The sequence below is a fragment of the Paenibacillus sp. F4 genome (assembly GCF_002894905.1).
Lineage (GTDB): Bacteria > Bacillota > Bacilli > Paenibacillales > Paenibacillaceae > Paenibacillus > Paenibacillus polymyxa_B.
In genome coordinates, this window is the sequence record NZ_POVS01000011.1 from 140011 (window position 1) to 166881 (window position 26871).

Annotated in this window: 22 protein-coding genes; 13 read left to right on the top strand and 9 right to left on the bottom strand. The window is 45.8% G+C overall.

Going from position 1 to position 26871, the window contains the following annotated elements; translation table 11 throughout:
* Positions 1-243 precede the first annotated feature (243 nt).
* From C1T21_RS12125 to C1T21_RS12140, 4 genes are all read left to right on the top strand, one after another.
* Positions 244-801: a GNAT family N-acetyltransferase gene (locus C1T21_RS12125; RefSeq protein WP_103048437.1), complete on the top strand. Its 558-nt coding sequence runs from the start codon at positions 244-246 to the stop codon at positions 799-801.
* Positions 802-1053: 252 nt separating this feature from the next.
* Positions 1054-2352, top strand: coding sequence for an ABC transporter substrate-binding protein (locus C1T21_RS12130; RefSeq protein ID WP_103048438.1), 1299 nt, complete (start codon positions 1054-1056; stop codon positions 2350-2352).
* A 38-nt stretch (positions 2353-2390) separates the two neighbouring features.
* A complete protein-coding gene (locus C1T21_RS12135) occupies positions 2391-3263 on the top strand; it encodes a carbohydrate ABC transporter permease (protein WP_103048439.1) in 873 nt (290 codons plus the stop codon).
* Positions 3253-4083, top strand: coding sequence for a carbohydrate ABC transporter permease (locus tag C1T21_RS12140; RefSeq protein WP_103048440.1), 831 nt, complete (start codon positions 3253-3255; stop codon positions 4081-4083). The genes C1T21_RS12135 and C1T21_RS12140 overlap by 11 nt, the downstream gene beginning before the upstream one ends.
* A gap of 10 nt (positions 4084-4093) precedes the next feature.
* On the opposite strand, the gene C1T21_RS12145 is transcribed toward C1T21_RS12140, so the two are convergent.
* A complete protein-coding gene (locus C1T21_RS12145; protein WP_103048441.1) occupies positions 4094-4924 on the bottom strand; it encodes a helix-turn-helix transcriptional regulator in 831 nt (276 codons plus the stop codon).
* A gap of 138 nt (positions 4925-5062) precedes the next feature.
* On the opposite strand from C1T21_RS12145, the gene C1T21_RS12150 reads away from it, so the two are divergent.
* Entirely contained in the window at positions 5063-6349 is a 1287-nt protein-coding gene (locus C1T21_RS12150; protein WP_061830753.1) for a Gfo/Idh/MocA family protein, read from the top strand.
* A gap of 111 nt (positions 6350-6460) precedes the next feature.
* Here the strand turns inward: C1T21_RS12150 and C1T21_RS12155 are convergent, their stop codons facing one another.
* Entirely contained in the window at positions 6461-7300 is an 840-nt protein-coding gene (locus C1T21_RS12155; RefSeq protein WP_103048442.1) for a carbonic anhydrase, read from the bottom strand.
* 217 nt (positions 7301-7517) lie between these two features.
* On the opposite strand from C1T21_RS12155, the gene adhP reads away from it, so the two are divergent.
* Positions 7518-8534, top strand: a complete 1017-nt coding sequence (gene adhP, locus C1T21_RS12160) for an alcohol dehydrogenase AdhP (protein WP_061830749.1) — start codon at positions 7518-7520, stop codon at positions 8532-8534.
* A 78-nt stretch (positions 8535-8612) separates the two neighbouring features.
* Here the strand turns inward: adhP and C1T21_RS12165 are convergent, their stop codons facing one another.
* Positions 8613-8978 carry a winged helix-turn-helix transcriptional regulator gene (locus tag C1T21_RS12165; RefSeq protein WP_069292048.1) on the bottom strand — a complete coding sequence of 122 codons (366 nt, stop codon included), beginning with the start codon at positions 8976-8978 and terminating at the stop codon, positions 8613-8615.
* Positions 8979-9165: 187 nt separating this feature from the next.
* Between C1T21_RS12165 and C1T21_RS12170 the strand changes: the two genes are divergently transcribed.
* The 5 genes from C1T21_RS12170 (at position 9166) to C1T21_RS12190 (ending at position 15569) form a co-directional block, all read left to right on the top strand.
* Positions 9166-10362: an MFS transporter gene (locus C1T21_RS12170; protein WP_061830747.1), complete on the top strand. Its 1197-nt coding sequence runs from the start codon at positions 9166-9168 to the stop codon at positions 10360-10362.
* 31 nt (positions 10363-10393) lie between these two features.
* A complete protein-coding gene (locus tag C1T21_RS12175) occupies positions 10394-11236 on the top strand; it encodes an aldo/keto reductase (protein WP_103048443.1) in 843 nt (280 codons plus the stop codon).
* Positions 11237-11404: 168 nt separating this feature from the next.
* Positions 11405-12427, top strand: coding sequence for a LacI family DNA-binding transcriptional regulator (locus C1T21_RS12180; protein WP_103048444.1), 1023 nt, complete (start codon positions 11405-11407; stop codon positions 12425-12427).
* A gap of 180 nt (positions 12428-12607) precedes the next feature.
* Positions 12608-14083 carry a glycoside hydrolase family 32 protein gene (locus tag C1T21_RS12185; protein ID WP_103048445.1) on the top strand — a complete coding sequence of 492 codons (1476 nt, stop codon included), beginning with the start codon at positions 12608-12610 and terminating at the stop codon, positions 14081-14083.
* A 67-nt stretch (positions 14084-14150) separates the two neighbouring features.
* On the top strand, positions 14151-15569 hold the full coding sequence (locus tag C1T21_RS12190) for a sucrose-specific PTS transporter subunit IIBC (RefSeq protein ID WP_013308350.1): 1419 nt from the start codon (positions 14151-14153) through the stop codon (positions 15567-15569).
* 193 nt (positions 15570-15762) lie between these two features.
* On the opposite strand, the gene C1T21_RS12195 is transcribed toward C1T21_RS12190, so the two are convergent.
* A complete protein-coding gene (locus tag C1T21_RS12195; RefSeq protein WP_103048446.1) occupies positions 15763-16551 on the bottom strand; it encodes a helix-turn-helix domain-containing protein in 789 nt (262 codons plus the stop codon).
* A 179-nt stretch (positions 16552-16730) separates the two neighbouring features.
* On the opposite strand from C1T21_RS12195, the gene pyk reads away from it, so the two are divergent.
* A complete protein-coding gene (gene pyk / locus C1T21_RS12200) occupies positions 16731-18146 on the top strand; it encodes a pyruvate kinase (RefSeq protein WP_013308352.1) in 1416 nt (471 codons plus the stop codon).
* 81 nt (positions 18147-18227) lie between these two features.
* Here pyk and C1T21_RS12205 read toward each other — a convergent pair whose 3' ends face one another.
* From C1T21_RS12205 to C1T21_RS12230, 5 genes are all read right to left on the bottom strand, one after another.
* Positions 18228-18626 (bottom strand): hypothetical protein, encoded by a 399-nt coding sequence (locus tag C1T21_RS12205; RefSeq protein ID WP_103048447.1) that lies wholly within the window; start codon positions 18624-18626, stop codon positions 18228-18230.
* A 242-nt stretch (positions 18627-18868) separates the two neighbouring features.
* Positions 18869-19990: a GerAB/ArcD/ProY family transporter gene (locus tag C1T21_RS12210; RefSeq protein ID WP_103048448.1), complete on the bottom strand. Its 1122-nt coding sequence runs from the start codon at positions 19988-19990 to the stop codon at positions 18869-18871.
* 303 nt (positions 19991-20293) lie between these two features.
* Positions 20294-21499: a Ger(x)C family spore germination protein gene (locus tag C1T21_RS12220; RefSeq protein WP_103048449.1), complete on the bottom strand. Its 1206-nt coding sequence runs from the start codon at positions 21497-21499 to the stop codon at positions 20294-20296.
* Positions 21500-21535: 36 nt separating this feature from the next.
* Positions 21536-23131 (bottom strand): spore germination protein, encoded by a 1596-nt coding sequence (locus C1T21_RS12225; protein WP_103048450.1) that lies wholly within the window; start codon positions 23129-23131, stop codon positions 21536-21538.
* Positions 23132-23284: 153 nt separating this feature from the next.
* Positions 23285-23629: a DUF805 domain-containing protein gene (locus tag C1T21_RS12230; protein WP_103048451.1), complete on the bottom strand. Its 345-nt coding sequence runs from the start codon at positions 23627-23629 to the stop codon at positions 23285-23287.
* A 424-nt stretch (positions 23630-24053) separates the two neighbouring features.
* On the opposite strand from C1T21_RS12230, the gene abnB reads away from it, so the two are divergent.
* Complete coding sequence (abnB, locus tag C1T21_RS12235; protein ID WP_103048452.1) at positions 24054-26489, top strand: arabinan endo-1,5-alpha-L-arabinosidase AbnB; 2436 nt, start codon at positions 24054-24056, stop codon at positions 26487-26489.
* Positions 26490-26871 lie beyond the last annotated feature (382 nt).

Here is a 26871-nt window from a genome sequence, read left to right on the forward strand (position 1 = left end):
GGTAGGAGTTCTCAAAATCAATATAACAACCAATTTATAGAATCAATTTTCTTTTTTTAGAGAATATAATGTAATTTTTAATTATTATGAAACTATTTGAAATTTATTTAAAGAGAGCCTCTAAAATTTTGTGAAGGGTATGGGCGATATGGGGAAGCTACTAGAAGACCAAGTGAAGTCAGACGCTCATTTTTTATGCTATATTTTATACATAAGGAAAATTAGTGAGAGTTGAGGTGCAGCATGACATCAATGAATATTGTCGAATCATCCGTCAAACCAGGATTAATGGCTTTTCAGGCAAGCACTGAAGATCAGGAGCAGGTTCAGGAGTTAATTTTAAAGACGGCCAGATGGCTGCACAGCAAAGGCTCTACGCAATGGGGACGCTTACTAAAAGGAAAAGATGATCATAACCTAGGCGGTGCTATTGCACGCGGAGAAGTGGTTATTTTCCGAGCATCAGAGGATCATAGCCTGGCAGGCGCAGTGATCTTGCAGCAGCAGCCCAGTGCATGGGACCGTAAGTTGTGGGGACTAGACGAAACGGATTCTGAGGGAGGAACCTCAGTATATCTGCATCGTTTGGTTGTGGATCGCGATAGCACCGGGAAGGGGCTAGGCCGTGAGCTGATGCAATGGATTGAACAAGGCATCCACTTCACAGGCAAGGATCGAATCCGTTTAGACTGTATTGCGGGAAATGACAAGCTTAGCGAGTTTTACAGACAATGCGGTTATACGTATATAGGCGAAACGAACGGCTATAATATTTTTGAAAAGATGCTAATAAAGATTTAGAAAGTTGAATTATAGCTCAAGGAATACGAAAGAAGGAAGCAGGTGATCTGCATCCTTCTTTTTTTTGTTGTGGAGTCTTTACTTTCTCTTGGTTGGTGTCATATCAGAGCCCCCCAAAAGAAAAAAATTTATATAAAAATGAAAATGGGGATATCGTGTCTCCCCCTCCTACATATGATGATAGGGAAAGTTTTGTAAGCGCTTCAAAAAAGGATGACATACAACCATGCGAAGCTACAGGAGGCGGTTAAGGTGGACAATTACATGAGCTGGATAAAGATTGGATTTTTCCTCAGCGTTCTGTTTTTACTTGCAGCGGCATGCAGTACATCTCCCAAAATAGAGAACACAGAAGGGCAAAAAGTGCGACTTACGATGCAGGCTTGGGGTAATCCTGCGGAGGTGAAGGTGTATCAGCGGGCGCTGGATGCATTTGAAAAGGAAAACCCAAATATCGAGGTTAAGCTGGTGCCTGTACCGGGAGACCAATATGAGCAAAAGCTGTTGACACAGCTTCAGGGAAGTCGCGGACCGGATGTGTTTTATTCGTATGAATCGACGATTGCGCGTTTGATCGGGGCGAAGCAGGTACAGCCTTTGGGTGAGTTTTTAAAAAGTGATGCGAGTGATGTGAAGGCTGAGGATTTTCCGGAAGGATTGTGGGGACCGGCAAAGCGTGCTGGGGAAATCTATGGGGTCACTCCCGACTCCAACCCGATGGTCATGTATTACAACAAAAAGGTATTTAAGGAAGCAGGCGTGAAGACGCCGCAAGAATACTATGACGAAGGCAAGTGGAACTGGGATGCTTTTGAGGAGGTTACATCCAAGCTGAAGGCAGCCGGAAAGCAGGGTTATATTGCGGAAAACTGGTGGGCTCACTGGTATTCATGGGTGTGGTCGAATGGCGGTCAGATCTTTGATGAACAAGGCAAATATGTGCTGGACCACAATGAAAAGGGCAAGGAAGCCTTCAGTTTTATGTACAATATGGTAAAAAAGGGGAATGCGGTATATCTCGGCTCGCTTCCCAAAGGGCAAGGGGCTGACGCGATGTTCATGTCCAATCAAGTCGGCATGCTGGCGGCGGGAAGATGGCTGGAGCCCTTGTTTAGTCAAAATAAAAGCCTCGACTTCGATTATATCTACTGGCCATCCAATACCGGTAAGAATGAGCCCGTCGCCATTCCGGTTGCCTATGTAGCTGTAAACAAAAATAGTCCGCATGTGCAAGAGGCCATGAAGTTGGCAGCTTTCTACGTCTCTGTGAAGGGGCAGGAGGCCCGGCTGGTTGAAGGTGGGAATGCCATGGGTACGCTTGCTGCCGCAGATAAGAGCATTATGAAAAAGGCGACAATTGAGCATTCAAGCTATTTGACTGAGGGACGTAACATAGGGCATGCTCATGGATCTGCACTGGCCTATGATGCTCAGGTGCCAGGGCTGAACTCGGATATCACGGAAACCATCGACCTGATGTTCCTGGGCAAGCAGGATGCTGCGGCAACCATTGAAAAGTTGAATCAGATCATATCCAAGGCGGTCAAGTAGGCACGGGATGGGCCGTGACCGGGGAGGAAGGTGACAAGATGCAGAAAAAGCATCAAGCGCTGTGGGGCTATCTATTCATTGGCCCCCAGTTTTTGGGTCTGTTATGTTTTTCGCTGTTGCCGTTGCTATATGCGCTTTACTTAAGCTTTGTAAACTGGGATGGATTTGGCGTCCCCTTGTTTGTCGGCTTGGACAATTTCAAGGGCCAATTATCTGATCCTGATTTTTGGAAGGCACTCATGAATACGATGTACTATATGGTGCTGGTCATCCCGGCGGGGATTATATTGGCTCTGCTCGTAGCCATCGTGCTCAACAAAGTGAAGGGCAAGGAAATTTATCGCTTGTTCTTTTTCATGCCTGTCGTAACCAGTACGGTATCGGTTGGCGTCATCTGGATGTGGATACTGAACGGCGAATTTGGCATTTTAAACCATCTGCTGCGAGCGATTGGGATTACAGGCCCGATGTGGCTTACCGATACGCAGTGGGTGATTCCGTCGATTGCTCTTTTGAGTATATGGCTGGGCCTGGGATATAATATGGTCATTTTTCTAGCAGGACTCCAGGGTATCTCCAAAAGCTATTACGAGGCAGCCGAAATTGACGGGGCCAGCAAGTTCCAGCAGCTAAGGTATATTACATTGCCGCTGTTGTCACCGACGACCTTTTTTGTGACCATCATGATGGTCATCAGTTCTTTTCAGGTGTTCGATCAGGCGTTTGTCATGACGAATGGAGGGCCAGCCAAAGCAAGCTATACGCTGGTGTACCACATTTACGATCAGGCGTTCATTGACTTCACGATGGGAGAAAGTGCTGCGGCAGCAATGATTTTGTTCGTGATCATTCTCGTATTTACACTGCTGCAATTTAAAATGCAAAAGAGGTGGGTGCACTATGGAGATTAGTTCCAGAGGCAGGGTGTTCCTGCGCCATGTGCTGCTCGCTGTCGGCTCTTTAGTCATGTTTTTTCCATTCCTGTGGACTGTTCTCAGTTCCCTGAAGGATATTTCTCAAATTTTCGTCGTCCCACCTCAATGGATTCCTGATCCGTTCGTATGGAGCAACTATCCGGCATCGCTGGAGGCAATGCCCTTCGTGCAGGCGTATATGAACAGCTTTTACATTACGATGATCATCGTGACAGCGACACTGATTAGCGCGTCTATGGCGGCGTATGCTTTTGCTAAAATCCGATTTCCGGGCTCGAATATACTGTTTATCTTGTTCCTCGCTACGATGATGGTGCCCAAGCAGGTGACGATGATTCCGTTATATTTGGTGATGGATCGCATCGGTTGGCTGGATACACATTGGTCGCTGATCGTACCTGGAGCCTTGTTTAATGCATTCGCAGTGTTTCTGCTCCGCCAGTTCGTCATGGGTATCCCACGCGATCTAGAGGAAGCGGCGGTAATGGATGGGGCGGGCTACATTCGTATTTACTGGAGCGTCATTCTGCCACTCATTCGTCCGGCATTGGCGGCGATAGGAATTTTCACCTTTTTGGGTGCCTGGAACAGCTTTCTTGATCCGCTTATCTATCTCAATACACCGGAGAAATTCACGGTTCCGCTTTTACTTAACAATTTCAAAGGGTTATATACCGCCGATTGGTCACTGATGATGGCGGGTACCACCATTTCTGTCGTCCCGGTGCTAATCGTCTACATCATTGCCCAAAAGCAAATTATTGAAGGCATCACCTTGACGGGAATTAAGGGGTAGGGGCATCTCTCTACTCCTTTTTTTTTCGGTACTGTAGTGGGGTGTGCCCAGTAAGGTGCTTGAATACACGACCAAAGTGAGCGATGCTGTCAAAACCCGTTTTTTCAGCAATGGAAGTCACTTTCCAGCTCGTTTCTCTTAAATACACCCGAGCCTGCTGGACCCGCACATCCTGAAGATATTCTACTAAGGTAAAACCTGTTGTCTGCTTGAAAATACGGCATAAATACGTGCTGCTAATATAAAAATGCTCAGCCAGCTGATCTAGCGACAGGCTCTCGTCATAATGGGCATGCAGGTATGCGATGACCGAGTACACGCGCTGCTGCTTTTCGCTACGTTCCGGTGCAATGATATCGGCAGTGGCCGATTGTATGCGCCGGATGCGGATAAGGAGCTGGAGTAGCAAGCTCTGGAGATATAGCTGGCGGTAGGCATGTTCTTGGTGGTATTCATCTAGCATTTGCCGGAATAGATGCTCCAGCTCGCATTGTTCTTCCGCGGAGGGGCGAAGCAGAAAGCTTTTTTCTGGCAGAAGAAGCTGATTCTGATCGCTGGAGGGAGAGACGGTCATTGACGAGGCTGCAAATTCTTCATCAAAGTTAATCAAAATCCGTTCATGGCTACCGCTACCCTTGTTACTCGTACGGTGAAAATCATGTTTGCTAATCCAAATCAGATCGCCTTTCTGGAGCGCATATACCCGCTGATTAATGTAATAGTAGCGCTCTCCTGCCAGCAAATAATAGATTTCGTGCGCTTGGTGGACATGGTCGGCGGACATGCTGAATGGCACCTTCCGCAACGCTTGCTCGATGGCAAAACGGGGTGTAGCGATCATATCGATAGTCTCCTTTAATGAAAGAATGCATGAGGATAATATATGTATACTTTACGGGAAAAATCATAATAAAAGCGAAGATTTTGCTCTTTCTTATACTATAAAATAAAAGCAATTCATGTAAAGGGTGTGAACCAATTGGCTAAAATCAAATATGCACTTGTGGGTACCGGAGGAAGAGCCGAATTTTTTTACGGTGAAGTTGTTACCGTTTTCAAAGATACCTCGGAGCTGATCGCGTTCTGTGACGTCAATCAGACGAGAATGGATTATGCCAATCGGCTGCTGCAGGAGAAATACGAGCATGAGCCGATTCCGACCTATAAAGCTCACGAGTTTGATCGGATGATCGCGGAGACGCAGCCGGATATCGTCATTGTCACGACCATTGACCGGGTGCATCATCGGTATATTATCCGGGCGATGGAGCTGGGCTGTGATGTCATTTCTGAGAAGCCGATGACGGTGGATGAAGATAAATGCCAAGACATTTTGGATGCCATAGACCGCACGGGACGGAAGCTGCGCGTCACCTTTAACTACCGCTATGCGCCGCATAATACGAAAATCCGTGAGCTGATCATGGACGGAACGCTCGGAGAGGTGCTGTCAGTCAATTTCGAATGGCTGCTGAATACACAGCATGGCGCGGATTATTTCCGTCGGTGGCACCGGGACAAGCGCAATAGCGGCGGTCTGCTGGTGCATAAATCGACGCATCATTTTGATCTGATGAACTTCTGGCTTGGCTCGAAACCGGAGACGGTGTATGCGATGGGAGATCTGAAATTTTACGGCCGGGAAAATGCGGAGCAGCGTGGCGTGACGGAGTTTTATCAACGGGCTTACGGCAGCAAGGCAGCGGAAAATGACCCCTTTGCGCTACACCTGGACCGTAACGAGCATCTAAAAAGCATGTACCTGGACGCTGAGCATGAGGATGGCTATGTGCGGGATCAAAGTGTATTTGGCGACAATATCAGCATTGAAGATACGCTGAGTGTCATGGTGAAGTATCAGAACAAGACGGTGATGAACTATTCGCTGAATGCTTACATGCCTTGGGAGGGCTTTATCATCGTATTTAACGGCACGAAGGGACGGATGGAGGTTCGGGTATCCGAGCAATCCTATGTTAATTCCGGTGGCAGCAAGGCAGATGAGGGTGCGCTAAAAGAGAAGACCATCACCATCTATCCCCACTTTGCAGCACCTTATGAGGTCGAAGTGGAGGAAGGCCAGGGTGGTCATGGCGGAGGAGATCCAGTTATGCTGCGTGATATTTTTGATAAGCCGGCAGAGGATCGGTTTCATCGTGCGGCCTCACATATCGACGGTGCATGGTCCATTTTAACAGGCATCGCCGCCAACCGTTCTATGCGTACAGGTCAGCCAGTGAAGGTGGAGGAACTGGTGCGCTTGTAATGAGCAGTAAATTTAATACCCAAAAGCCCCCTCTAACTAGATGAATAGAGGGGGCTTTTGGGTTGTATTTATATATAGAGTGCACCTTACATCTTACGGCACTTTATTTTATTATTTATCGGCAGTCAGTTCCCGGGTTCCCAGTTGTTGTACAGGACGATGGTTATCGGGGAAAATGGCAGCAAACTGGTTGATTTGGTCTGCAGACATTTCAATAGGCTGTTCCAGCACTGTCCAATGTACATGTTCTGTGCATGGCGGGGTAGTCAGCGATCCGTTGTAGCGAACGGAGTGCAGGTCTTTTGGCAGCAGCGTAGCGAGATTTATTTCTTCATCTAGAGCCGCCGCTTCTTGGGAATTATCCTTTGGTAGTTTGGACCAAATGCGGTTGAAAGCCTTGTTTTCTTTGCCGCTTTGGATAAGAACCCCTAAGACAGCTGTGCTTCCGTTGCCGCTTTGATGGACAAAATGAAGCTCCATTTCAGCATTTTTACCATCTATTTGGTGTTCGCTCGGGTGATGAAAATGAAACTGCTTTAAAGTAAATTTAGTACCGTCCAGCATGATGCTATTGCTGGCATCGGCAACATTGATTTGCACAGTGTGCCCATTATTCAAAATGGATGCTTTCGTATTAGTGTAATGAACTTGCAGCGGTTGCTGCGTTTGCGATGCTTCCAAATGGGTATGCTCTATATTGACAGGAGATTGTTCGTGGCCATTACCACAAGCAACAAAATCTTTTTCCAGCTCTCCCCAATGCTCCGGTCCCTGATCTCCTTCATAGGACCAGTGTGGGCCTTTCTGAACGACTGCATGAGCGTTGGTAGCTGATGAGGATGAAGTGCTGGTGGTACTAGAAATGGCGGACTGTGAATTGCATCCTGTTACCGACACAACCAAGATAATGGAAAATATGCTGAACAGGCAACCTTTCCAGTTTTTTTTCATGTTTCTTTATCCTTCTTCCAAATAGAGTATGTGAAACTTTTTACATTGTAAATTATTGTACAAAGTTCCTACAAGGGTCCAAGGACTTAGAAAGAAGCGTTTTTGGATTAAATAGTTTTAAGTTAGATTTATATTTGTCCTTTTCGGGCAAAAATTACTATAATAATGGAGTGTGTATTACAAAATAATTCCATATCTATTTAAAGGAGAGATCTACATGAAAGCAGCAATTGTTACAAAAGACAAGAAAGTCAGTGTAGAAGAGAAACCTTTACGCTCCCTGAAGCATGGAGAAGCGTTAGTCCAAGTCGAATACTGTGGAGTTTGCCACACAGATTTACATGTGAAAAATGCAGATTTCGGTGATGTCACAGGCAGAGTTCTGGGGCATGAAGGTATTGGGAAAGTTATTGAATTAGGTGAAGGAGTAACCAGTCTTAAGATTGGTGATCGCGTAAGTATTGCCTGGATGTTCCAAAGCTGCGGTCACTGCGAATATTGCCTAACCGGGCGGGAAACGCTGTGTCGTGAAGTTAAAAATGCCGGATATACGGTAGACGGTGCAATGGCAGAGCAATGTATTGTCACAGCTGACTACGCGGTCAAAGTACCAGATAGTCTTGATCCTGCCGCTGCAAGTAGTGTAACTTGCGCAGGGGTTACCACATATAAAGCAGTTAAAGTAAGTGAAGTCAAACCAGGACAATGGATCGGTATCTTCGGCATTGGTGGCTTGGGTAACCTGGCTGTGCAATACGCCAAAAATGTATTCAATGCTAAAGTTGTAGCCTTTGACATCAGTGATGAAAAACTAGAACTGGCCAAACAAATTGGTGCTGACTATATCGTTAACAGCATGAAAGAAGATCCGGTCGCTCGAGCTAAGGAGTTAACAAACGGTGCTGGTCTGGATGCAACCGTGGTTACTGCTGTTGCCAAAACACCTTTCAACCAGGCCATCGACGTTGTGAAGGCCGGCGCGCGTGTCGTAGCTGTAGGTCTCCCAACCGATAAGATGGATCTGGACATTCCACGTCTGGTTCTGGACGGCATTCAAGTTATTGGCTCCTTGGTCGGCACACGTGAAGACCTTAAAGAAGCGTTCCAGTTCGCTGCAGAAGGTAAAGTTGTCCCTCTTGTACAAAAACGTCCGCTCGAAGACATTAATGAGATCTTCGAGGAGATGGAGCAGGGCAAAATCCAAGGACGCATGGTCATTGATTTCACAAATTAAAATGAAGTCCAATTCGTAACCCTTGGAATTCGGAGAGAGAAAGCGCCTGCTGATGTATTGCAGGCGCTCTTTTTGGCTTTACAAATTATTCAGAATGTTATCTTCCAAAACCGCAGATTTATCCCCGTATTCTTTAATAATATGTCTTTCTCCCCAAGCACAAAGAGAATCTAAAATGCCTTTCAGACTACATCCATATTCACTAAGCTCGTACTCCACCTTGGGTGGAACCTGATTATAGCTAATCCGATTGACAATGCCGTCTTCCTCTAATTCACGAAGCTGCTGAGTCAGCATTTTTTGTGTTATGGAAGGCATCATCCGTTTTAATTCGCTTGTTCGCATCTTTCCATGTGTCAAATGACACAGAATGACGCATTTCCATTTCCCCCCGATCACCTCTAACGTCGCCTCAACAGAGATATTATATTTTTTCTTCCCCAATGCCGATCCCCCCATGTGTATCGCTTCTGTTATACATACCTTAACAGCCTGTTTTAATTAAAAAGAACTTTATTTAGGGTACTTTTTAGTACCTATATCACTAAAAAGTACGTACTGTTCATATTTGCTTGAATAACTCATAATAACATCTGCTGGTCGAAGATTTCTATAGATAGGAGTGAAAAACATGTCGCCAGAATCAAAACGAAGCATCTGGCCATTACTGGCTTTAGCCGTAAGCGCCTTTGCGATTGGGACAACTGAGTTCATCAGCGTGGGACTGCTTCCCCTGATCGCTGAAGACTTGCACATATCTGTAACGATGTCTGCACTAACTGTAACGCTGTATGCATTAGGGGTCACCATCGGGGCACCTGTCTTGACCTCATTAACATCAAGTGTTCCCCGTAAAACGTTGCTGCTGTGGATCATGATTATATTTATTGCAGGCAACAGCCTCGCTGCGGTCTCTAGCGGAATTGCCTTGCTGCTGATTGCACGTGTGATCTCGGCGTTCGCTCATGGGGTGTTCATGTCCATCGGTTCCACCATCGCGGCCGATCTTGTGCCGGATGATCGGCGAGCGAGTGCGATTTCCATTATGTTCTCCGGGTTGACCGTAGCCACGGTTACAGGCGTACCTTTGGGTACCTACATTGGGCAGCAATGGGGTTGGCGGGCAGCATTTATGGCGATTGTGGTCGTCGGTGTAGTGGCACTCATCGCCAATCTGATTCTGCTGCCATCTACGCTGCGCAAAGGGAACAAGACTCCTTTCCGCGAGCAGGTCAAACTGGTTACCAATGGTCGCTTGCTACTCGCATTTATCATTACAGCTTTGGGGTATGGAGGCACATTTGTGGTATTTACTTATTTATCTCCATTACTTCACGACATAACCGGATTTCAGCAAAGTACGGTAACGTTTATACTTTTGCTGTATGGAATTGCGATTGCCATCGGGAATGTTATTGGCGGAAAAGCAGCAAACCGCAAGCCGCTTTCAGCTTTGTTTTACATGTTTCTGATTCAAGCAGTAATCCTGTTTCTCCTGTTGTTCACGGCACCTTTTAAAACGGCAGGACTGATTACGATCTTCTTTATGGGATTGCTTGCGTTTATGAACGTGCCCGGGCTACAGGTATATGTCGTCATGTTAGCCGAACGGTTTGCACCCAAAGCTGTCGATGTCGCCTCTGCTGTTAATATTGCAGCTTTCAACGCAGGGATAGCAATCGGAGCTTATGTAGGCGGGATTGTAACGGATTCACTCGGTCTCATTCATACGGCCTGGATCGGGAGCATTATGGTTTTCGTTGCGGTTTTGCTCACAGGCTGGAGTCGTATGCTCGAAAAAAGGGATACAACCCCCATTACAGGCTAAAGCTTTTAAAAAATAGAGAGGAAGATACAAAATGACACAAAACTTACAAAGCACAACATTGTTAAACAACGGAGTTCACATGCCTTGGTTTGGCATCGGGGTATTTAAAGTGGAAGAAGGTTCGGAGCTGGTCGATGCTATAAAGGCTGCTGTAAAGCATGGCTACCGCAGTATAGATACAGCTGCAATCTATGCGAATGAAGGCAGTGTAGGGCAGGCTATTCAGGAAGCCCTTCAGGAAAATAATCTGTCCAGAGAAGAATTGTTCGTCACGTCCAAAGTGTGGAATGCAGATTTAGGCTATGAAGAGACACGAGCAGCTTATGAAGCCAGTCTGGACAAGCTGGGTCTGGAATATCTGGATCTATATCTGATTCATTGGCCAGTTCAAGGAAAGTATAAAGAAGCTTGGAGAGCGTTGGAATCCTTGTATAAAGAAGGACGGATTAAGGCCATTGGAGTCAGCAACTTCCAGATTCATCATTTGGAAGATCTCATGAAGGATGCTGAAATCAAGCCAATGATCAATCAGGTGGAGTTCCATCCACAATTAACCCAAGCCGAGCTGTTGCAATTCTGCCAAAAGAACGACATTCAAATGGAAGCCTGGTCTCCGTTAATGCAAGGCCAATTGCTCGATCATCCGGTACTGCAAGACATAGCGACCAAGTACGGCAAATCGGTGGCGCAAGTGATTTTACGCTGGGATGTGCAGCAGGGAGTTGTCACCATTCCCAAGTCCACTAAGGCGCATCGGATCGTCGAAAATGCCGACATTTTTGACTTCGAACTGACGCGCGAGGATATGGATCGAATTCAGGCGTTAAATGCCGATCTTCGGGTAGGTCCAGATCCGGATAACTTTGATTTTTAAAATTACGTTCATCATGAGACGCCGTTTCCTTCTTCACTGAAGGGACGGCGTTTTGTGCATGATGGGTCTGGAGCTACAGCAATCCAATCCCGCCATATGGTATTATAGGGTTATATGAAAAGAGACGTTTTGGAAGCTTGTGAATATGAAAAATCTCCGGGGGACTTCATGAATAAGACGATTGCAGATATAGCCCAAATGGCTGGTGTATCCAAGAGCACGGTATCCCGTTTTTTGAACGGCGGGTCTGTCAGCTTGGATACGAAACGTAAAATTGAAAAAGTGGTTAAAGCCACGGGGTATGTGCCCAATGCCTTTGCCCAGAGTCTTAAGGCGAAGCGGACCAACATTATCGGCACCGTTGTGCCGCGTCTGGATTCTTTTGCGACATCCCATACGCTGATGGGGATTGATGAGGAGCTGCGTTCTCAGCATTATCAGATGCTGATCTCTAATACGAGTCAGGATGTACAGCGTGAAATCGAAGCCATTTATGAGCTGGGAAGACAAAAGATTTCGGGTATCATTTTGCTGGCTGCTCAAATTACAGACGACCATCTGACCGCGATTCGTGACATTGGTATTCCGGTGTTGCTGGTGGGCCAGCAACACGAGCAGCTTCATAGCCTTATCCATGATGACTATCGTGCAGGATATGATATCGGCACGTACGTTTTGTCACAGGGGCACCGCGAAATTGCCTACGTTGGTGTTACTGAAAAGGATGTTGCCGTCGGTGTCCAGCGCAAGGAGGGCTTTAGGCAGGCTGTTTGCGATGCATTGCCTGCTGAGTCTCATACGGACGATGCGATGCGAGCAGCAGGATATGATATCAGATACTATGAGACCGGATTTAAAATGTCCGATGCACGGATTGCTGCATCCGCCATTTTGGACAATTTCAAGCCATCGTTAATGGTGTGTGCTACGGATAATATCGCGCTGGGCGTAATCAATGCTGCTTATTCCAGAGGGATTGTCATCCCGTCGGATTTGTCGGTAACTGGCTTTGGGGGATACGATATTACGGAGGTCATTCACCCTGCCCTGACAACCGTTCAATATCCGTATATGGAGGCTGGACGTGTAGCAGCGCAAAATATTATGCGGCTGGTAGAACATAAATCGGTAGAAAAAGTGACGGTCATGAATTATTCTCTTATCGAAAGAGAAAGCGTTGACAAACGCTGAACAAGTGGATTATAATTTCTACGAAACCGGTTCCATAGCATTCGGGCACAAATGGAATCGGTTGCAAATCCATGGATGAGTATATTTTTTTAATCGCATGGGAACCGGTTCCGATATTTTTTTTCATTGATTTGGAACCGGTTCCTGAAGTGAAAGTTTTAATAAAAATGAGGTACACCTATGAAAATGACAAGAGAACAAAAGTATCGAATGATCGAGCAGGCAGAGCCCGGTGAAATAGCCAGCTTGGAGGAGAAAGTGGAGCAATGTCACTGGCGGCAGGCGTTTCATATCCAGCCACCGACAGGTTTGCTCAATGACCCCAATGGCTTTTCATATTACCAAGGTGAATACCACTTATTTTATCAGTGGTTTCCGCTCGGAACGGATCATGGGATGAAATACTGGTATCACCTGAAATCCAAAGATTTGGTCACATGGAATAGTGCGGGCATTGGTATCGCACCTGGGGATTATTTTGATTCGCATGGGGCTTATTCGGGCAGCGCACTGGAGCATGAGGGCAAGTTATATATGCTGTATACGGGAAATGCACGAGATGAAGACTGGATCAGACATCCTTATCAATGCATGGCTGTTATGGACGAGAACGGTCACATTACTAAATGGGAGCACCCCGTTATTTCCAATGTGCCAGAAGGGTATACAGACCATTTTCGTGATCCCAAGCTATGGAAAGACGGCGATAGCTTTTACTGTGTGATTGGTGCCCAGAGAACGAATTTAACAGGCTGCGCCGTCCTCTACCGATCAACCGACCTTCATACGTGGGAGTTTGAGGGAGAATTGTGCACAGGCCTGAAGTCGTTTGGCTACATGTGGGAATGTCCAGATTATTTTGAACTGAACGAAGCGGGAGTCTTGATCTTTTCTCCTCAGGGCTTGGAGCCTTCTGGGGATGAAAATCACAATATTTATCAATCGGGCTATGTAATCGGCAAGCCGTTGGATACCGGAACAAGAAGACTGGAGCACGGTGCATTCCACGAGCTCGATAGAGGCTTTGACTTCTATGCACCACAGACGATGATTGACCCACAGGGGCGGCGTATTATGGTGGCATGGATGGGTCTGCCGGATATCGAATATCCCACAGATCCGAACGGATGGGCTCATTGCCTGACATTACCAAGGGAGCTTACGCTTCATGAGGGCAAACTCTTGCAGCGGCCGATCCCTGAGCTGACTACGCTGCGTAGAAATCGTGAGGATCGGGTAGCTGACACGTTATTCTCAGAGAGCAAAACCTATGAAGGATTTACAGGTACGGCCTATGAGCTGATCTGTGAGGTAGATCTTTTGAGCGCTAAGGTGTTTGGTATTGAATTCCGTGCGAGTGAGACTGAGAAAACGGTGATTAAATATAATGCCGTCAGCCGCAAACTTGTATTGGACCGTTCGCAATCAGGTGAGCCTGTAGCCACTTCGTATGGTGAGGTACGGCAGTGTTCATGGGATAAAGATCATATCAAACTACATTTGTTTGTAGATACGTCTTCAGTTGAGATTTTCGTCAATGATGGGGAAGAGGTGTTCACCAGTCGTATTTTTCCGCATCCAGAGAGTGACGAAATACGCTTTTTTGCCGACAAGGGAGAGGCTCTCTTCCAGGCGGTAAAATGGGATTTTACATGAGTAGGCTAAAACATCAAGTGGTTCGTTAATCATCAAACATAACGGAATGAACGAGAGGATGAACATCATGGCGGAAAACAGAGAAATAGCTAAAGAAGTGATCCAGGCAATCGGTGGGCAAGAAAATATTGCATCTTTTGCTCATTGTGCGACGCGCTTGCGGATTATGGTGCATGACAAGGAGAAGATTGATCAGAAAAAAGTTGAGGAGATCGACAAGGTCAAGGGTGCTTTCTTCAATTCCGGGCAATATCAGATTATTTTTGGTACAGGTACGGTAAATCGAATTTTTGAAGAGGTCGAAAAGCTTGGCGTGACCGGTTCATCTAAAGAAGAGGTGAAGAGTCAGGCGAAAAAGGAAGGAAACGTCTTCCAACGCTCCATTCGTACCTTTGGCGATGTGTTTGTACCAATTATTCCTGTGCTGGTTGCTACGGGGCTGTTCATGGGGCTACGTGGCTTGCTCACTCAGCCACAAATTCTCGCTCTACTCGGCATGACGCCACAGGACATTTCACCCAATTTTCTATTATACACACAAGTATTAACGGATACGGCCTTTGCTTTTCTGCCAGCGTTAGTCGCATGGTCAGCCTTTAGAGTATTTGGTGGTAGTCCAGTGCTGGGTATCGTTCTCGGTCTGATGCTGGTAAACCCGGCCTTGCCCAACGCTTATAGTGTTGCGGACGGCTCAGCCCACCCGTTGACGATGTTCGGTTTCATTCCTGTGGTGGGCTATCAAGGCTCGGTACTGCCAGCTTTCTTCGTGGGCTTGATCGGAGCCAAGCTGGAGCGGGCGCTGCGCAAACGGGTGCCTGAAGCGCTAGATCTGATTCTCACACCGTTTTTAACACTGTTGATCATGATCACTTTGGGATTGTTTGCCATCGGTCCGATTTTCCATTCACTCGAAGAATGGGTGCTGCACGGAACAACGTTTGTGCTGGATTTGCCTTTCGGTATTGCAGGGATTGTCATCGGTTTCTTGCATCAGATTATCGTCGTTACAGGTGTGCATCATATATTTAATTTCTTGGAGATTCAATTGCTTGAAAAGAACGGCGTAAATGCCTTTAACGCCATCATTACCTGCGCTATGGCTGCTCAAGGTGCTGCCTGTCTGGCGGTTGGGCTGAAAACGAAGAATAGCAAGCTGAAAGCGTTGGCACTTCCTTCCTCGTTGTCTGCTTTTCTGGGGATTACGGAGCCGGCTATTTTCGGGGTCAACCTGAGATATATGAAGCCTTTTGTCATGGGCCTCATCGGTGGTGCGGTTGGCGGTTTTATCGCTTCGGTCTTCCATTTGGCGGCTACAGGTATGGCAGTTACGGTCATTCCAGGCACGTTGCTCTACATGAATCATCAGCTTCCGCTTTACATTTTGGCGAACTTGGCTGCTATGGTTGTAGCGTTTGTCCTGACCTGGATGTTTGGCTATAACGATAAGATGTTGGAAGAGGTCAAAACAGCGGGTTCCTCCAATTAACACCACCCAAGTAATGCGAATACACGCAGATTTATACGCGTAATTATAAATATGATGGTCGTTCTATATGGAACGCTCTTGGTCCCTAATCAAAAAGGACTGCTAGAGCAGGGTTTCAGGTGGAGCGACCATTTTTATTAACTAAGGATTTTGCAAAAATCCTGAACTATGAAATCCGCTCCAGGTCATCAAACTAAACGATTGAGGAACGTTCATCCAGAAATTCGGACGGCGAGCAGCCAGTCAACCGTTTGAAGATTCGATGAAAATAGGAAACATCACTATATCCCACATACTCCGAAATTTCACGAATCGTTAGCCGGGACTCGGTCAGCATGTAAATGGCGGTTTTAATACGTTGTGTATGTACATGCTCGCTGATCGTTTGGCGTGTTACCTCACGCAGCAGTGTCGCGGCATAATTGGGGGTTTTACGGATGGCGTCACCAAGCTCCTCCTTGGTTACCTTTTCACGGTAGTGATTCTGGATATACTGTTTCATATGTTCCACATGTCGCTCTCGATCGCAGGAAATGGCGCCTTTGTCCCATTCCTGATTCATATATATCATTGCCTCGGTCAGCAGACAGTCAGCCATCATGGTGTAGTAGCTTGGGTGTTCAGTCCATTGATAGTACATCGATTTGATCCGTTCACGCAGCATATCGTAGCATCCAGGTTTGATCAACAACGGCTTGTCAGTATTCAATATGGGAAGTGTGCTGTTCGTACATGTTTTGCGGCAATGTATCACATACTTGGTATGAAAAAGCGTAGGAATGCTCTTGCCATAGTAATCCAGATGACCGGGTAAAAGCAGTGTTTCACCCTTACCGAGAATGAATTTGCAATCGTTCACCCAATATACACATTTGCCAAAGGTGACCAAAATGAACAGTAAGTCATCGTTGTCGCTATTTGCACCAGCCTTTTCATACCAGTCCACACCGTTATCCTGCCGTATATCCATCAATGTAATCACGAAACTCACTCCCCGATGTCTTCAACTTTCGTTATACTGTAGTACATTCATCATACTATAGTTCATAGTCTTGGTGCACGGGTACAGGTAGAATAGAGCTATATAAGTTTAATGTAGATAGAGAAGCAAAGTGGAATAGAAAACCATACAGTAAAGACATTCAGGAGGATGACATTACTATGCTTAAAACGAAAATTATTTGTACTATGGGACCTGCCTGTGACTCCATTCATTTGTTAAAAGAAATGATCCAGGCTGGTATGACTGTAGCCCGCTTGAATATGGCTCACGGGGAGCTGGAAGATCACGTTAAACGTATTGAAAATGTGCGTCAGGCTGCGAAGGAAATGAATACCTTTATACCTGTCATGATGGATATTAAAGGACCGGAAATACGGATTGGCAAGCTGAGAGAGGCATCTTGTTTGCTGAAACCAGGTAGCCAGCTCATTCTGACCACAGAAGAGATTTTAGGGGACGAGCATCGTATTTCAGTGAATTACCCGGATATGCCGAAGGACATCAAACCAGGCGACCGCATTCTTATTGACGACGGTTTGGTTGATCTGACTGTAACCTCCATCGAAGGTACGGAAATGATTTGTAATATTGTAAGCGGCGGTATCTTGAAGCCGAGAAAAGGTGTAAACCTGCCAGGGATTCATACGACCCTTCCAGGCGTGACGGAGCGAGATGTGAAGCACATCCAATTTGGGGTGGAGCAGCGTGTTGAGCTTATTGCGGCTTCTTTTGTGCGTAAAGGCGACGATATCCGTGAAATTCGTGAGATTTTGAAGGGACATCATGCTGAGCATGTACAAATTTATTCCAAAATTGAAAATGCTGAAGGCATGGAAAACCTGGATGATATTATCGAAGCTTCCGATGGCATTATGGTAGCCCGTGGCGATCTGGGTGTCGAAGTGCCGATTCAAGATGTGCCTGTAATGCAAAAAGAAATGATCGACAAGTGTAATCTGGTCGGCAAGCCCGTTATCGTAGCTACCCACATGCTGGAATCCATGCAGGTGAACCCGCGTCCGACGAGAGCCGAAGTTAGTGACGTGTTTAATGCCGTTATGCAAGGAGCCGATGTTGTTATGCTGTCGGGCGAATCAGCTGCGGGTAAATACCCTGTCGAGTCTGTACGGACCATGGCCGCTGTAGCTGCCAGAGCAGAATCGCAATTCGATTATCAGGAGCAGTTCGATAAGCGCAGAGCACGTCAAAGCACCAACATTACGGAAGTGATTAGTCAGGGAGCAGTGAGTTCGTCCCTGGAGCTGGATGCGAAAGCGATTATTACGTCGACTGCCAGCGGATTCACGGCACGTATGGTATCCAAATATCGTCCGAAGGCACCTATTATTGCGGTTACTCCGAATAATACGGTATTCGCTAAAATCTGCCTGTTATCCGGCGTATTCCCGATCAAGGGGGATAAAGTAGCAACAACGGATGAAATGTTCGAATCCTCCATCCGTAACGCCCTGAATGCAGGATATATCCATAAAGGCGATACTGTAGTCCTGTCAGCAGGTGTTCCTGTAGCTGAGGCGGGCACCACTAACTTGATCCGAGTATATCAAGTGTAATTTAAAACAAAATATAGACAAGGCAAAAGGCGCTGGCCCCCATGGGTTCAGCGCCTTTTTCACATTCTGTCGTGTCACTGCTTACAGCCCGAACACACTTTTAGCAACGACCTGTGTCAATTCTGCCTTATGGGCTTGGTATTGCTCAGGCGTAATGCTCTTATTGGCCAGTCGTTGATCCAACTGCTCCGTTAACTGAGCTACCTGTAAATCAACAACAGCCTGGACGTCCTGATTATTGGTGTGTGCAATATCAGCCAAGGTTTGACCGTTATACAACGCTTCATATAATTGCTCATCCGAGGATGCGCCCAATGTTTTCAACAGTTCATCATCCTTGGAAGCTTCATTATCCTGTACCTGAGGGGCTCTCTCTGGAGCCAGTGTAGCAGCATTAGCCCGACTTCCCCAAGTAGAAGACTGCCCAATAGACAACGCTAGCAACAGTGTACAGATGACCAACATTCGTTTTCGATTCATAAGTGTAAAATCTCCTTTGTGTTTCATTCAATTTCTGACAGAGTGGAGCCTTATATGGATATCCAACGGGAGTAATGTTTATGCCTTTAGCCGATCCGGCTTATGTAGTTACCAGATTCTAATATACATCATACACACCCAATCTTAGCGCCAGCTTAATACTCGTTTAAAATAAACTAAAAGAGCAGGATATAAACAGGTAAAGCCAAAAAAAATTCACGGATGCGAATAATGGATGTGATTTACCCTTTGGATTCTGCCCTTTTCTTTGACCACATTGTTCGTATCCCATGAATACAGAGCAACAGTAAGGGGAACAACAACCCGATGGATAGTGCATAAGGAACCCACGTCTTTGTATCATAGGTGTGTTGGTAAGGGACATTGGGATACACGATGATGGACAGGATGACTAAAATCATCCCGAGAGGAAGCACCAATTGTCGGTCTTCTTTCAAACGGAAGATTTGGGCTATTGCTGTCACCGTGGTGTGCATATACAGCGTAATTCTAAAAAAGAGCGAAATAAACCACATAGTAGCCATGATTGCTTCGATGCGCTGTAGAAAATTGCCGATGCTAATTTTTTTGGCTAACGCATAGCTAGGATATATATTTCTTGCCGTTAATTCAGGACCTAATACCAATATTGCCAATGCAACCACCACGACCAACATCAATCCGCCAATCACGCTGCCTATGAAAAAAGCTTTACGGGTTTGATCGGAACGATTTATAGAAGCCGGGAAGATCATGAGCAAAATAATATGAGGCATAAACACAGTGCTACAAAAGGACAGGGCAGCAGGCCAAATAGGTCCAACTCCCGCCTCCAATACAGGTTGAACATTTTCCAGCTTAATATCGGACACCACTAAACCTACAAAAGAAATATAAAGCAGAGTAAATAACGGAAACAGCAGTTCAGCCGAACGGACCAGCACTTCGAGACCCAGTCGAGCAGCCAATACTACAATAAGCGCAAAGAGAATATTTACCGCTAAAATCGGTGTCTCCGGTATCATTTGAGTAGTCATAAAATTCCCTATATAAAATAAAACGGGTGCAGGGGCATTGATGAATAGTGTGATGAAAAACAAAAGACCGACGGCTTTGCCTAACCATTTTCCGAGCAGGGTTTCCATAATCCCAATCAGGGTCATATCTGGATACAGAGATGCAATCTTGCTGTACATATACAAGATAAGGAGCCCTGCCCCGACTCCAACGAGCGCGGCAATCCACGCATCTTGTTTGGCTACCGATGCCATGCCTGAAGGGACGATGAGGATTGCACTCCCGATCGTAAATAAAGTTGTTAATATCATAATTTGGCGTGCTGAAATTTTAATCTGTCCGGGCACCAATGTTCACCTCGTCTTATCTGATTAGACCGATATGGGTCAGGAAATCGCTAAATGGCCTATATACGGCTGTTATCCAATCCAGGGGAGTGGGAATAAGCCAATGTAATGCCTTGGCGCAGCTGATTCCGACCGCAACAAAGAGAAGGATGGAAAATAACCAAAGTTCTTTTTTTAATCCCTTTTTCCACATGTAGGGGACCTCGACCAAGCTGATTGCAGCAGCGATCAGTAATATACCCAAAACGTTCACCATATGAGACAGCATCTTGGAAAACACCTTCTTTTGTAGGGTAAGGGATTTTACTCCTTAATATCATTCAAAAATGAGCTGCCAATCGTACCCAAGCGCCGAATCTTGAAATCCACCTTGATATGTACAGGTAATTCTGTAAAGTATTCATAATCCCAATTTTTTTTAATGGATTTCCAGGTTCTCGGGTCAGCACGGTGAATGGCTTCACCGAATCCGAAAATATCAGCTTTGTATGATTTTTGAGCTTTTCTGACAGCCAAGTTCATAATCTCTTCTATCTTTTCTTCCTCTTTGTTTTCAAGGTCATAAATCGTCCCCACCTGGGTCAAATCCAGGCCAGTACATTCAACTTCCCCCACGTTGGCCTCAACCTGCATTTTTATATTAATCTGGGGCTCCCCCCTATAAACGCTCCCTTTTATAGAGGTTTGGGTTCGAATGATTTCCGAGACGACTTTGCCGCCTTCGGGGCAAGCCACAAAGCCGACAGAGCTCTGCACTTTGCCGAGGATGAAGTTGTAGCCCCTACTTTCAGTTTCATTTAACCAACCGATTAATCGGTCTTTTCTAAATACAGCAAGTCCGGAATACTGTAATCGGGCGGATGGGGCGATCTCTTGCACATTGCCGCTGGTTTCTCCCATTTCTTTATTGCCAACGATCCGGAGTCCTGTCAAGACAGGCTGCATTCCTTCACTGGTAAGTGCTGATACCAATTCATCCAAAGTTACTGTCGTAGTGGGCGACCAGTTTTTCTGTGATGTTTCCAGAGAGGAGAAAAGGTCATTTGCGGGAATCGGATCTAAAGGTGTCATAATTTTTAATGTATCCTCCGCACTAGTGCCCTTGGACACTACAATATAAAAATCGGTTCGGAACTGATGATATCTGGAGAGTAAATCTAAAGCTTTCGCCATTCCTTCGGTGGCCATCGACTCACCGATTACACATATACGCAGATGAGAAAAATACATTCTCCGGGGGCTAATCGTTGTTATTTTTCGGATCGCTTCAAATATGGTATCCGCTTCCTCTGTATACAAGGTGGCTGGAGCGCCGCCGCCTGATCCTTTTTTGGCCGATGCTTTTCCAGGGTCCACCACTTGGAGAGAGACCCGGAATTGATCTCCTTGTTTATCAATCCCCATCCCAACGACGATGGCAAGCTCATTCAACTCTCTGCGATTCCAACAGCCCGTCAGAAGTAAAACGAGTGCAAGAATCAGGAACAGAATCGCTTTCTTCCGCTTCATGATTATCCACTCCTTTCCGACTGTTTCTCTTTTCTTTTATTCCCTTGATTTGCGAGGTTGAGCGCTGTTTCGACGTTTGACATTCTTTTGATCGACTAACCGGGGACGTGAAATCATCATCCAGTGAGGAAGTCGAAATATGGTATCTTTGGTGTCCGTCGGTATTAGAGGTGCAAAAGGAGTCATATAGGGAACGCCAAACGAACGAAGGCTGCACATATGCAGGATCAGGGCAATGCCTCCAACGATAATTCCGAACAGCCCAAAGGAAGCGGCAAGTCCCATCAAGGGGAACCGCAGCATACGAAAAGCGATGGACATATTATAGGCAGGAAGCACAAAGCTGGAAATCGCGGTAATCGATACGACAATAACCATCGCAGCCGATATGATGCCCGCTTCGACGGCAGCTTGCCCGATGACGAGTGTGCCCACGATAGAGACGGCTGCCCCGATGTACTTGGGCATGCGAACGCCAGCTTCCCGCAATATTTCAAAAGTCAGTTCCATCATGAGTGCTTCAATAAAGGCAGGGAAGGGAACAGCCTCCCGCTGTGCCGCTAGACCGATCAGCAGTGAGGTCGGCAGCATTTCCTGATGAAATGTAGTGATAGCAACATATAAGGACGGACCGAGCAGGGAGATAAAAACTCCGGTGTAACGTAGAACCCGGATAAAGCTGCTAATGTCTGCACGCTGATAATAATCCTCTGCCGCATGCAGGAAGGAAACAAACAGCGCAGGCACGACAAGCACAAACGGGGTTCCATCCACCAGGATCGCGATTTTTCCTTCCAACAGCTCCGCGGCGATCACGTCTGGGCGTTCAGAGTTGTATACTGTCGGAAAAGGGGTAAAAGTTTCGTCTTGGATTAACTCCTCGATATACCCACTTTCGAGAATACCGTCCACATCAATGCGGTTCAATCGCTCATGCACTTCCTCAACCAATTTAGGGTTCGCAATCCCCTTGATATACATGACAGCGACATCGGTCTGGGTCACACGACCGATTTGTTGGGTCTCCAGCCACAAATTCGGATCTTTAATCTTACGCCGAATTAAGGCCGTGTTTGTGCGCAGTGTCTCAGAAAATCCTTCCTGCGGCCCACGGACGACATTTTCCGAGGCAGGCTCCGTGACCCCGCGATCCTTCCATCCACGTGCGCTGGCTACTATTCCCTGTGTTTCACCGTCAATCAAAATCACAGCATCCCCGGACAACAGCGCGTTATATAAGGTTTCAAAATCGATAATCTCCCGGATGCCCCCGATGGTTAGAGCGTAATCTTTTAATATTTGCATGACACTGGAGGAGTTCTGGTGCCTGCACTCTACGTCTCTGGACAAGCTACTATCCAGCATCATCGATTCCATAATGAAGTCGGAGACTATATTTTTGTCCGCCAAACCGTCCGTATAGAGGATTGCAATGAGCTGGTCACCATCCTTGCCGATACGAATTTCTCTTATGATGATGTCGGTGCTGTTACCGAGTGCTTGTCTGATTTGCTGAAGATTGCTTCCGATACTCGCACTGAGCTGCTCTCCTGAATGCTCAGGCTTACTTTCGCTGTGCTGGACTGGCGGTTTTTTAACTTTGTTCGGGGGGGTTCTTTTCCGAAAACGCATAAATGTTCTCCCTCTCCTTGAGGATACTTTTTATTCCAGTATGGACGCAGGGGTCTCCAGATAAACTTATTGCTGGAATTTCGATAGGGGAGATGCGGATATGAAAAAAACCTCCTTCACAAAAGTGAAAGAGGTTTTAGACATCTACAACCATTACAATTTAGGGTTTTTTCCATACTTATTGTCGCTAGGCTGACTGTCTTGGCAGAAGAATACAATCAAAATAATTGACCCTACCAGGGGAATCAGACTGATTAGAATCCACCATCCGCTTCTACCTGTGTCATGCAGTCTACGGGCCATAACGGCCAAGGATGGCAACAGGACAGCAAGAGAATAAATCAAAGTCAATACCGGTGATAAGCCTACAAGACTATCAATCAGGCTGACTACAAAGCTAGCGATTGCACTAAATAGTACAAACATCCAATACTCTGTACGTCTTGCTCTGCCTTGAAACCCTACATAGTTCTTTAAAGCATTTAAATACCATTGCATATATTTTCACCTCCTCATAAAATTTAAATGTTTCTATACACGTAAAATTGTTCTTTTAGGTATATCGGCAGGAAACATATAAAATTTAACTTGTAAAATTATAACTTTAAACTAGAAATTTACGCAATACTTTTATTAATGTTAATAATTAAATAAATAATTTATAAAAACATAAAATTGCATATTGAATTTTCCATATCTATTGAATAATATAGAGGTACGGTTAACCGCCAGGTTTGAATCGGCCTTCTTAACAGAAGGTGATTTTGTTTTTCAAATAAATTGAAAGCGCTTTAGTTATGAATGGGAGGGATAAACAACTTTAAATTCGAGGGTGAAGAAGTTAATACAAACATAATCCTGACTGCTTTCTCAATATTGTTTTATGTTATCAGGTATGTTCAAAACGAGAGGAGATTGATTTATGAAGCAATCATTTGTTCGTAAAGTAACGGCAGCTTCACTCGCAGGTGCGCTGTTGTTGCCTGCTTCTTTGGTAGGCGCCGAGCAAACACTCAATTCAGATACAGATGGAATTCAAAATGTGGTGCAAACTTCCCTTCAAGCTCAAGACCTAGAAAACTTTTCAATTCAAAGTAAAAAGGCTGTCTCTTTCAAGGAGACTTCCGTACATGATCCATCCATCCTGAAAGTGAAAGACACCTTTTACATTTTTGGCTCACATCTGGCGGCTGCCAAGTCCAAAGACCTCATGAATTGGGATACGATTGCTACAGGAGTGGCGAATGGTAATGCATTGATTCCCAACGTCAAAGAAGAATTAAAGGAAGCACTGGATTGGGCACAGACAGACACGCTGTGGGCAGCGGATGTCATTCAACTGGCAGATGGCAAGTTCTATATGTATTATAACGCTTGCAAGGGTGACTCACCGCGTTCAGCAATGGGCCTAGCAGTTGCTGATAAGATTGAAGGGCCTTATAAGAATAAAGGCATTTTTCTAAAATCCGGCATGTGGGACCAACCGAGTGAGGATGGGACGATCTATGACGCAACCAAGCATCCAAATGCCGTAGACCCGGACACCTTTTATGATAAGAACGGCAAACTGTGGATGGTATATGGCTCCTACTCAGGAGGCATCTTCATTATGCAGATGGATGAAAAAACAGGGAAGCCGCTCCCTGGTCAAGGCTACGGGAAAAAGCTCACAGGCGGTAATCATGCTCGTATGGAAGGGCCGTACATACAATACAGTCCGCAAACGGACTATTATTACTTGTTCCTGTCCTATGGCGGATTGTCAGCGGATGGCGGATACAACCTGCGTGTCGCTCGTTCCAAAACACCGGATGGTCCTTTCTACGATGCTGAAGGCAATGATATGATCAAGGTTAAGGCAAATCCTGATAAACCACTTTTTGATGACGCTTCCATTGAACCATATGGTGTCAAACTGATAGGTAATTACCTGATTCCAAGAGAAATTGGTGATCCGGGTACTGGACTGGGTGCAGGCTATGTGTCGCCCGGACACAACTCGGCTTATTATGATCCCAAGACGAAAAAGCATTTTGTCATTTTCCATTCCCGTTTCCCGGGGAGAGGCGAACAGTTTGAAGTGCGGGTACATGAAATGTTCATGAACGTTGACGGTTGGCCTGTGGTTGCTCCTTATCGTTATTCGGGAGATGAGGATTCACTGAAAAAGCTGTCAGAAAAGGATGTCCTCGGTCAATATTCGTATGTAAATCACGGGAAGGAAATTTCGGCAAATATTAAGCAAGCCGTTAACGTCAGTCTGGATAGCGGCGGCAAACTGTCCGGTGGAGTGAACGGTACATGGAAGTTGGGGGCAGGTAATCAGCTGGAAATTACAGTAGAGGGCACGAAGTACAAAGGTGTATTCCTGCGGCACCGTGATCCAGACACAGGTGCCAAGACACTTGCTTTTACCGCGTTGTCCTCCAAGGGTGTTGCGGTATGGGGTTCGCTAAAGCCTGATCTGAAGGCCAGCAAGATTGTAGCTGCTGTGCAGAAGGATCTGAGCCTGGGCGATACGAGCAATGTTCTTTATAATCTGACGCTACCTACTCAAGCAGCACAAGATACCACTATTTCATGGGAGTCCACCCACCCGGAGAATATTTCTGTGACAGGTGAAGTATACCGTCCAGAAGTCGGTTCTCAGCCTATAACAGTTACATTGACGGCGACCATCAAAAAGGACAAAGCCACAGCTAAGAAAAGCTTTACAGCCATTGTTCCTGGACAGGCCCAAGGTCCTCAGCTCGCACGCTATTCGTGGAGTGAGGATCAAGGAACTTCGGTTGTCGACAGCACATACAATCAATTCGATGGTAAGACCTATGGTGGTGCTGCATGGGATAAAGACGGGAAGCTTGGTGGTGCGCTTGTCCTAAACGGTAAGGATGGTTACGTGCAACTGCCAAATACAGTAACAGATGCGAAGGATTTTACCTTTTCCGCTTGGGTGAACTGGAAGGGCGGTGCAGCTTGGCAACGGATTTTTGACTTCGGCAACGGCCAAGCCCGGCATATGTTTCTTACCCCTTCCCAAGGTAGCGGTGTACTCCAGTTTACAATCCATGAGGGTACGGATCAAAGCTTGCTTTCCAAATCATCATTACCGCTAAACCAGTGGACGCATGTAGCGGTTACACTGGAAGGGAATACAGGGAAATTGTATGTAAATGGTGAGGAAGTAGCTGTTAATGACGGTATTACCTTCAATCCCGATGAGTTGCTGACGAGCGAGGCTTATCTCGGCAAAAGCCGTTTTGCCGCTGATGCTTACTTCAATGGCAGCCTGGATGAAGTTCAATTGTATAACAAAGCGCTGACAGCAGAGGAAATTAAAGCACTGGCAGAATTGTAGTTCAAAATAAGCAAATAAACGCAGGAGATGGGCTTTTATTAAGAAGTTCGTCTCCTGCGCAATGTTTTGTATATTTATTTCTTGATTGCTGGTATAATAGGAAGCAACTACGGATATAATGTTTTAAGTAGGAGTTAATGACTCACTCCCGCCGAATGAACACAGCTTTGAAGCAGCAATAGAGAACATAAGCACTCTGCATAAATTAAATTCACCAGTGCTTGCGTTTTCAATACACTTATGGTAATATGAGTATATTGAGATTGTGACCTGAGATTCGCATATTGTAGAGGGCTATTGTTTTAGGTTGAAATAACCTTGTGCAATATGTGAATTTTTATTTGTAAAAAATAAAGGTCATATAAATACATTTTGGAGGTAA

Bases quoted from the DNA above. Each gene is read 5' to 3' on its own strand.
- C1T21_RS12125 (WP_103048437.1), top strand. From the start codon at position 244: ATGACATCAATGAATATTGTCGAATCATCCGTCAAACCAGGATTAATG.
- C1T21_RS12135 (WP_103048439.1), top strand. From the start codon at position 2,391: ATGCAGAAAAAGCATCAAGCGCTGTGGGGCTATCTATTCATTGGCCCC.
- C1T21_RS12140 (WP_103048440.1), top strand. From the start codon at position 3,253: ATGGAGATTAGTTCCAGAGGCAGGGTGTTCCTGCGCCATGTGCTGCTC.
- C1T21_RS12145 (WP_103048441.1), bottom strand. From the start codon at position 4,924: ATGATCGCTACACCCCGTTTTGCCATCGAGCAAGCGTTGCGGAAGGTG.
- C1T21_RS12155 (WP_103048442.1), bottom strand. From the start codon at position 7,300: ATGAAAAAAAACTGGAAAGGTTGCCTGTTCAGCATATTTTCCATTATC.
- adhP (WP_061830749.1), top strand. From the start codon at position 7,518: ATGAAAGCAGCAATTGTTACAAAAGACAAGAAAGTCAGTGTAGAAGAG.
- C1T21_RS12170 (WP_061830747.1), top strand. From the start codon at position 9,166: ATGTCGCCAGAATCAAAACGAAGCATCTGGCCATTACTGGCTTTAGCC.
- C1T21_RS12175 (WP_103048443.1), top strand. From the start codon at position 10,394: ATGACACAAAACTTACAAAGCACAACATTGTTAAACAACGGAGTTCAC.
- C1T21_RS12180 (WP_103048444.1), top strand. From the start codon at position 11,405: ATGAATAAGACGATTGCAGATATAGCCCAAATGGCTGGTGTATCCAAG.
- C1T21_RS12185 (WP_103048445.1), top strand. From the start codon at position 12,608: ATGAAAATGACAAGAGAACAAAAGTATCGAATGATCGAGCAGGCAGAG.
- C1T21_RS12190 (WP_013308350.1), top strand. From the start codon at position 14,151: ATGGCGGAAAACAGAGAAATAGCTAAAGAAGTGATCCAGGCAATCGGT.
- pyk (WP_013308352.1), top strand. From the start codon at position 16,731: ATGCTTAAAACGAAAATTATTTGTACTATGGGACCTGCCTGTGACTCC.
- C1T21_RS12205 (WP_103048447.1), bottom strand. From the start codon at position 18,626: ATGAATCGAAAACGAATGTTGGTCATCTGTACACTGTTGCTAGCGTTG.
- C1T21_RS12220 (WP_103048449.1), bottom strand. From the start codon at position 21,499: ATGAAGCGGAAGAAAGCGATTCTGTTCCTGATTCTTGCACTCGTTTTA.
- C1T21_RS12225 (WP_103048450.1), bottom strand. From the start codon at position 23,131: ATGCGTTTTCGGAAAAGAACCCCCCCGAACAAAGTTAAAAAACCGCCA.
- C1T21_RS12230 (WP_103048451.1), bottom strand. From the start codon at position 23,629: ATGCAATGGTATTTAAATGCTTTAAAGAACTATGTAGGGTTTCAAGGC.
- abnB (WP_103048452.1), top strand. From the start codon at position 24,054: ATGAAGCAATCATTTGTTCGTAAAGTAACGGCAGCTTCACTCGCAGGT.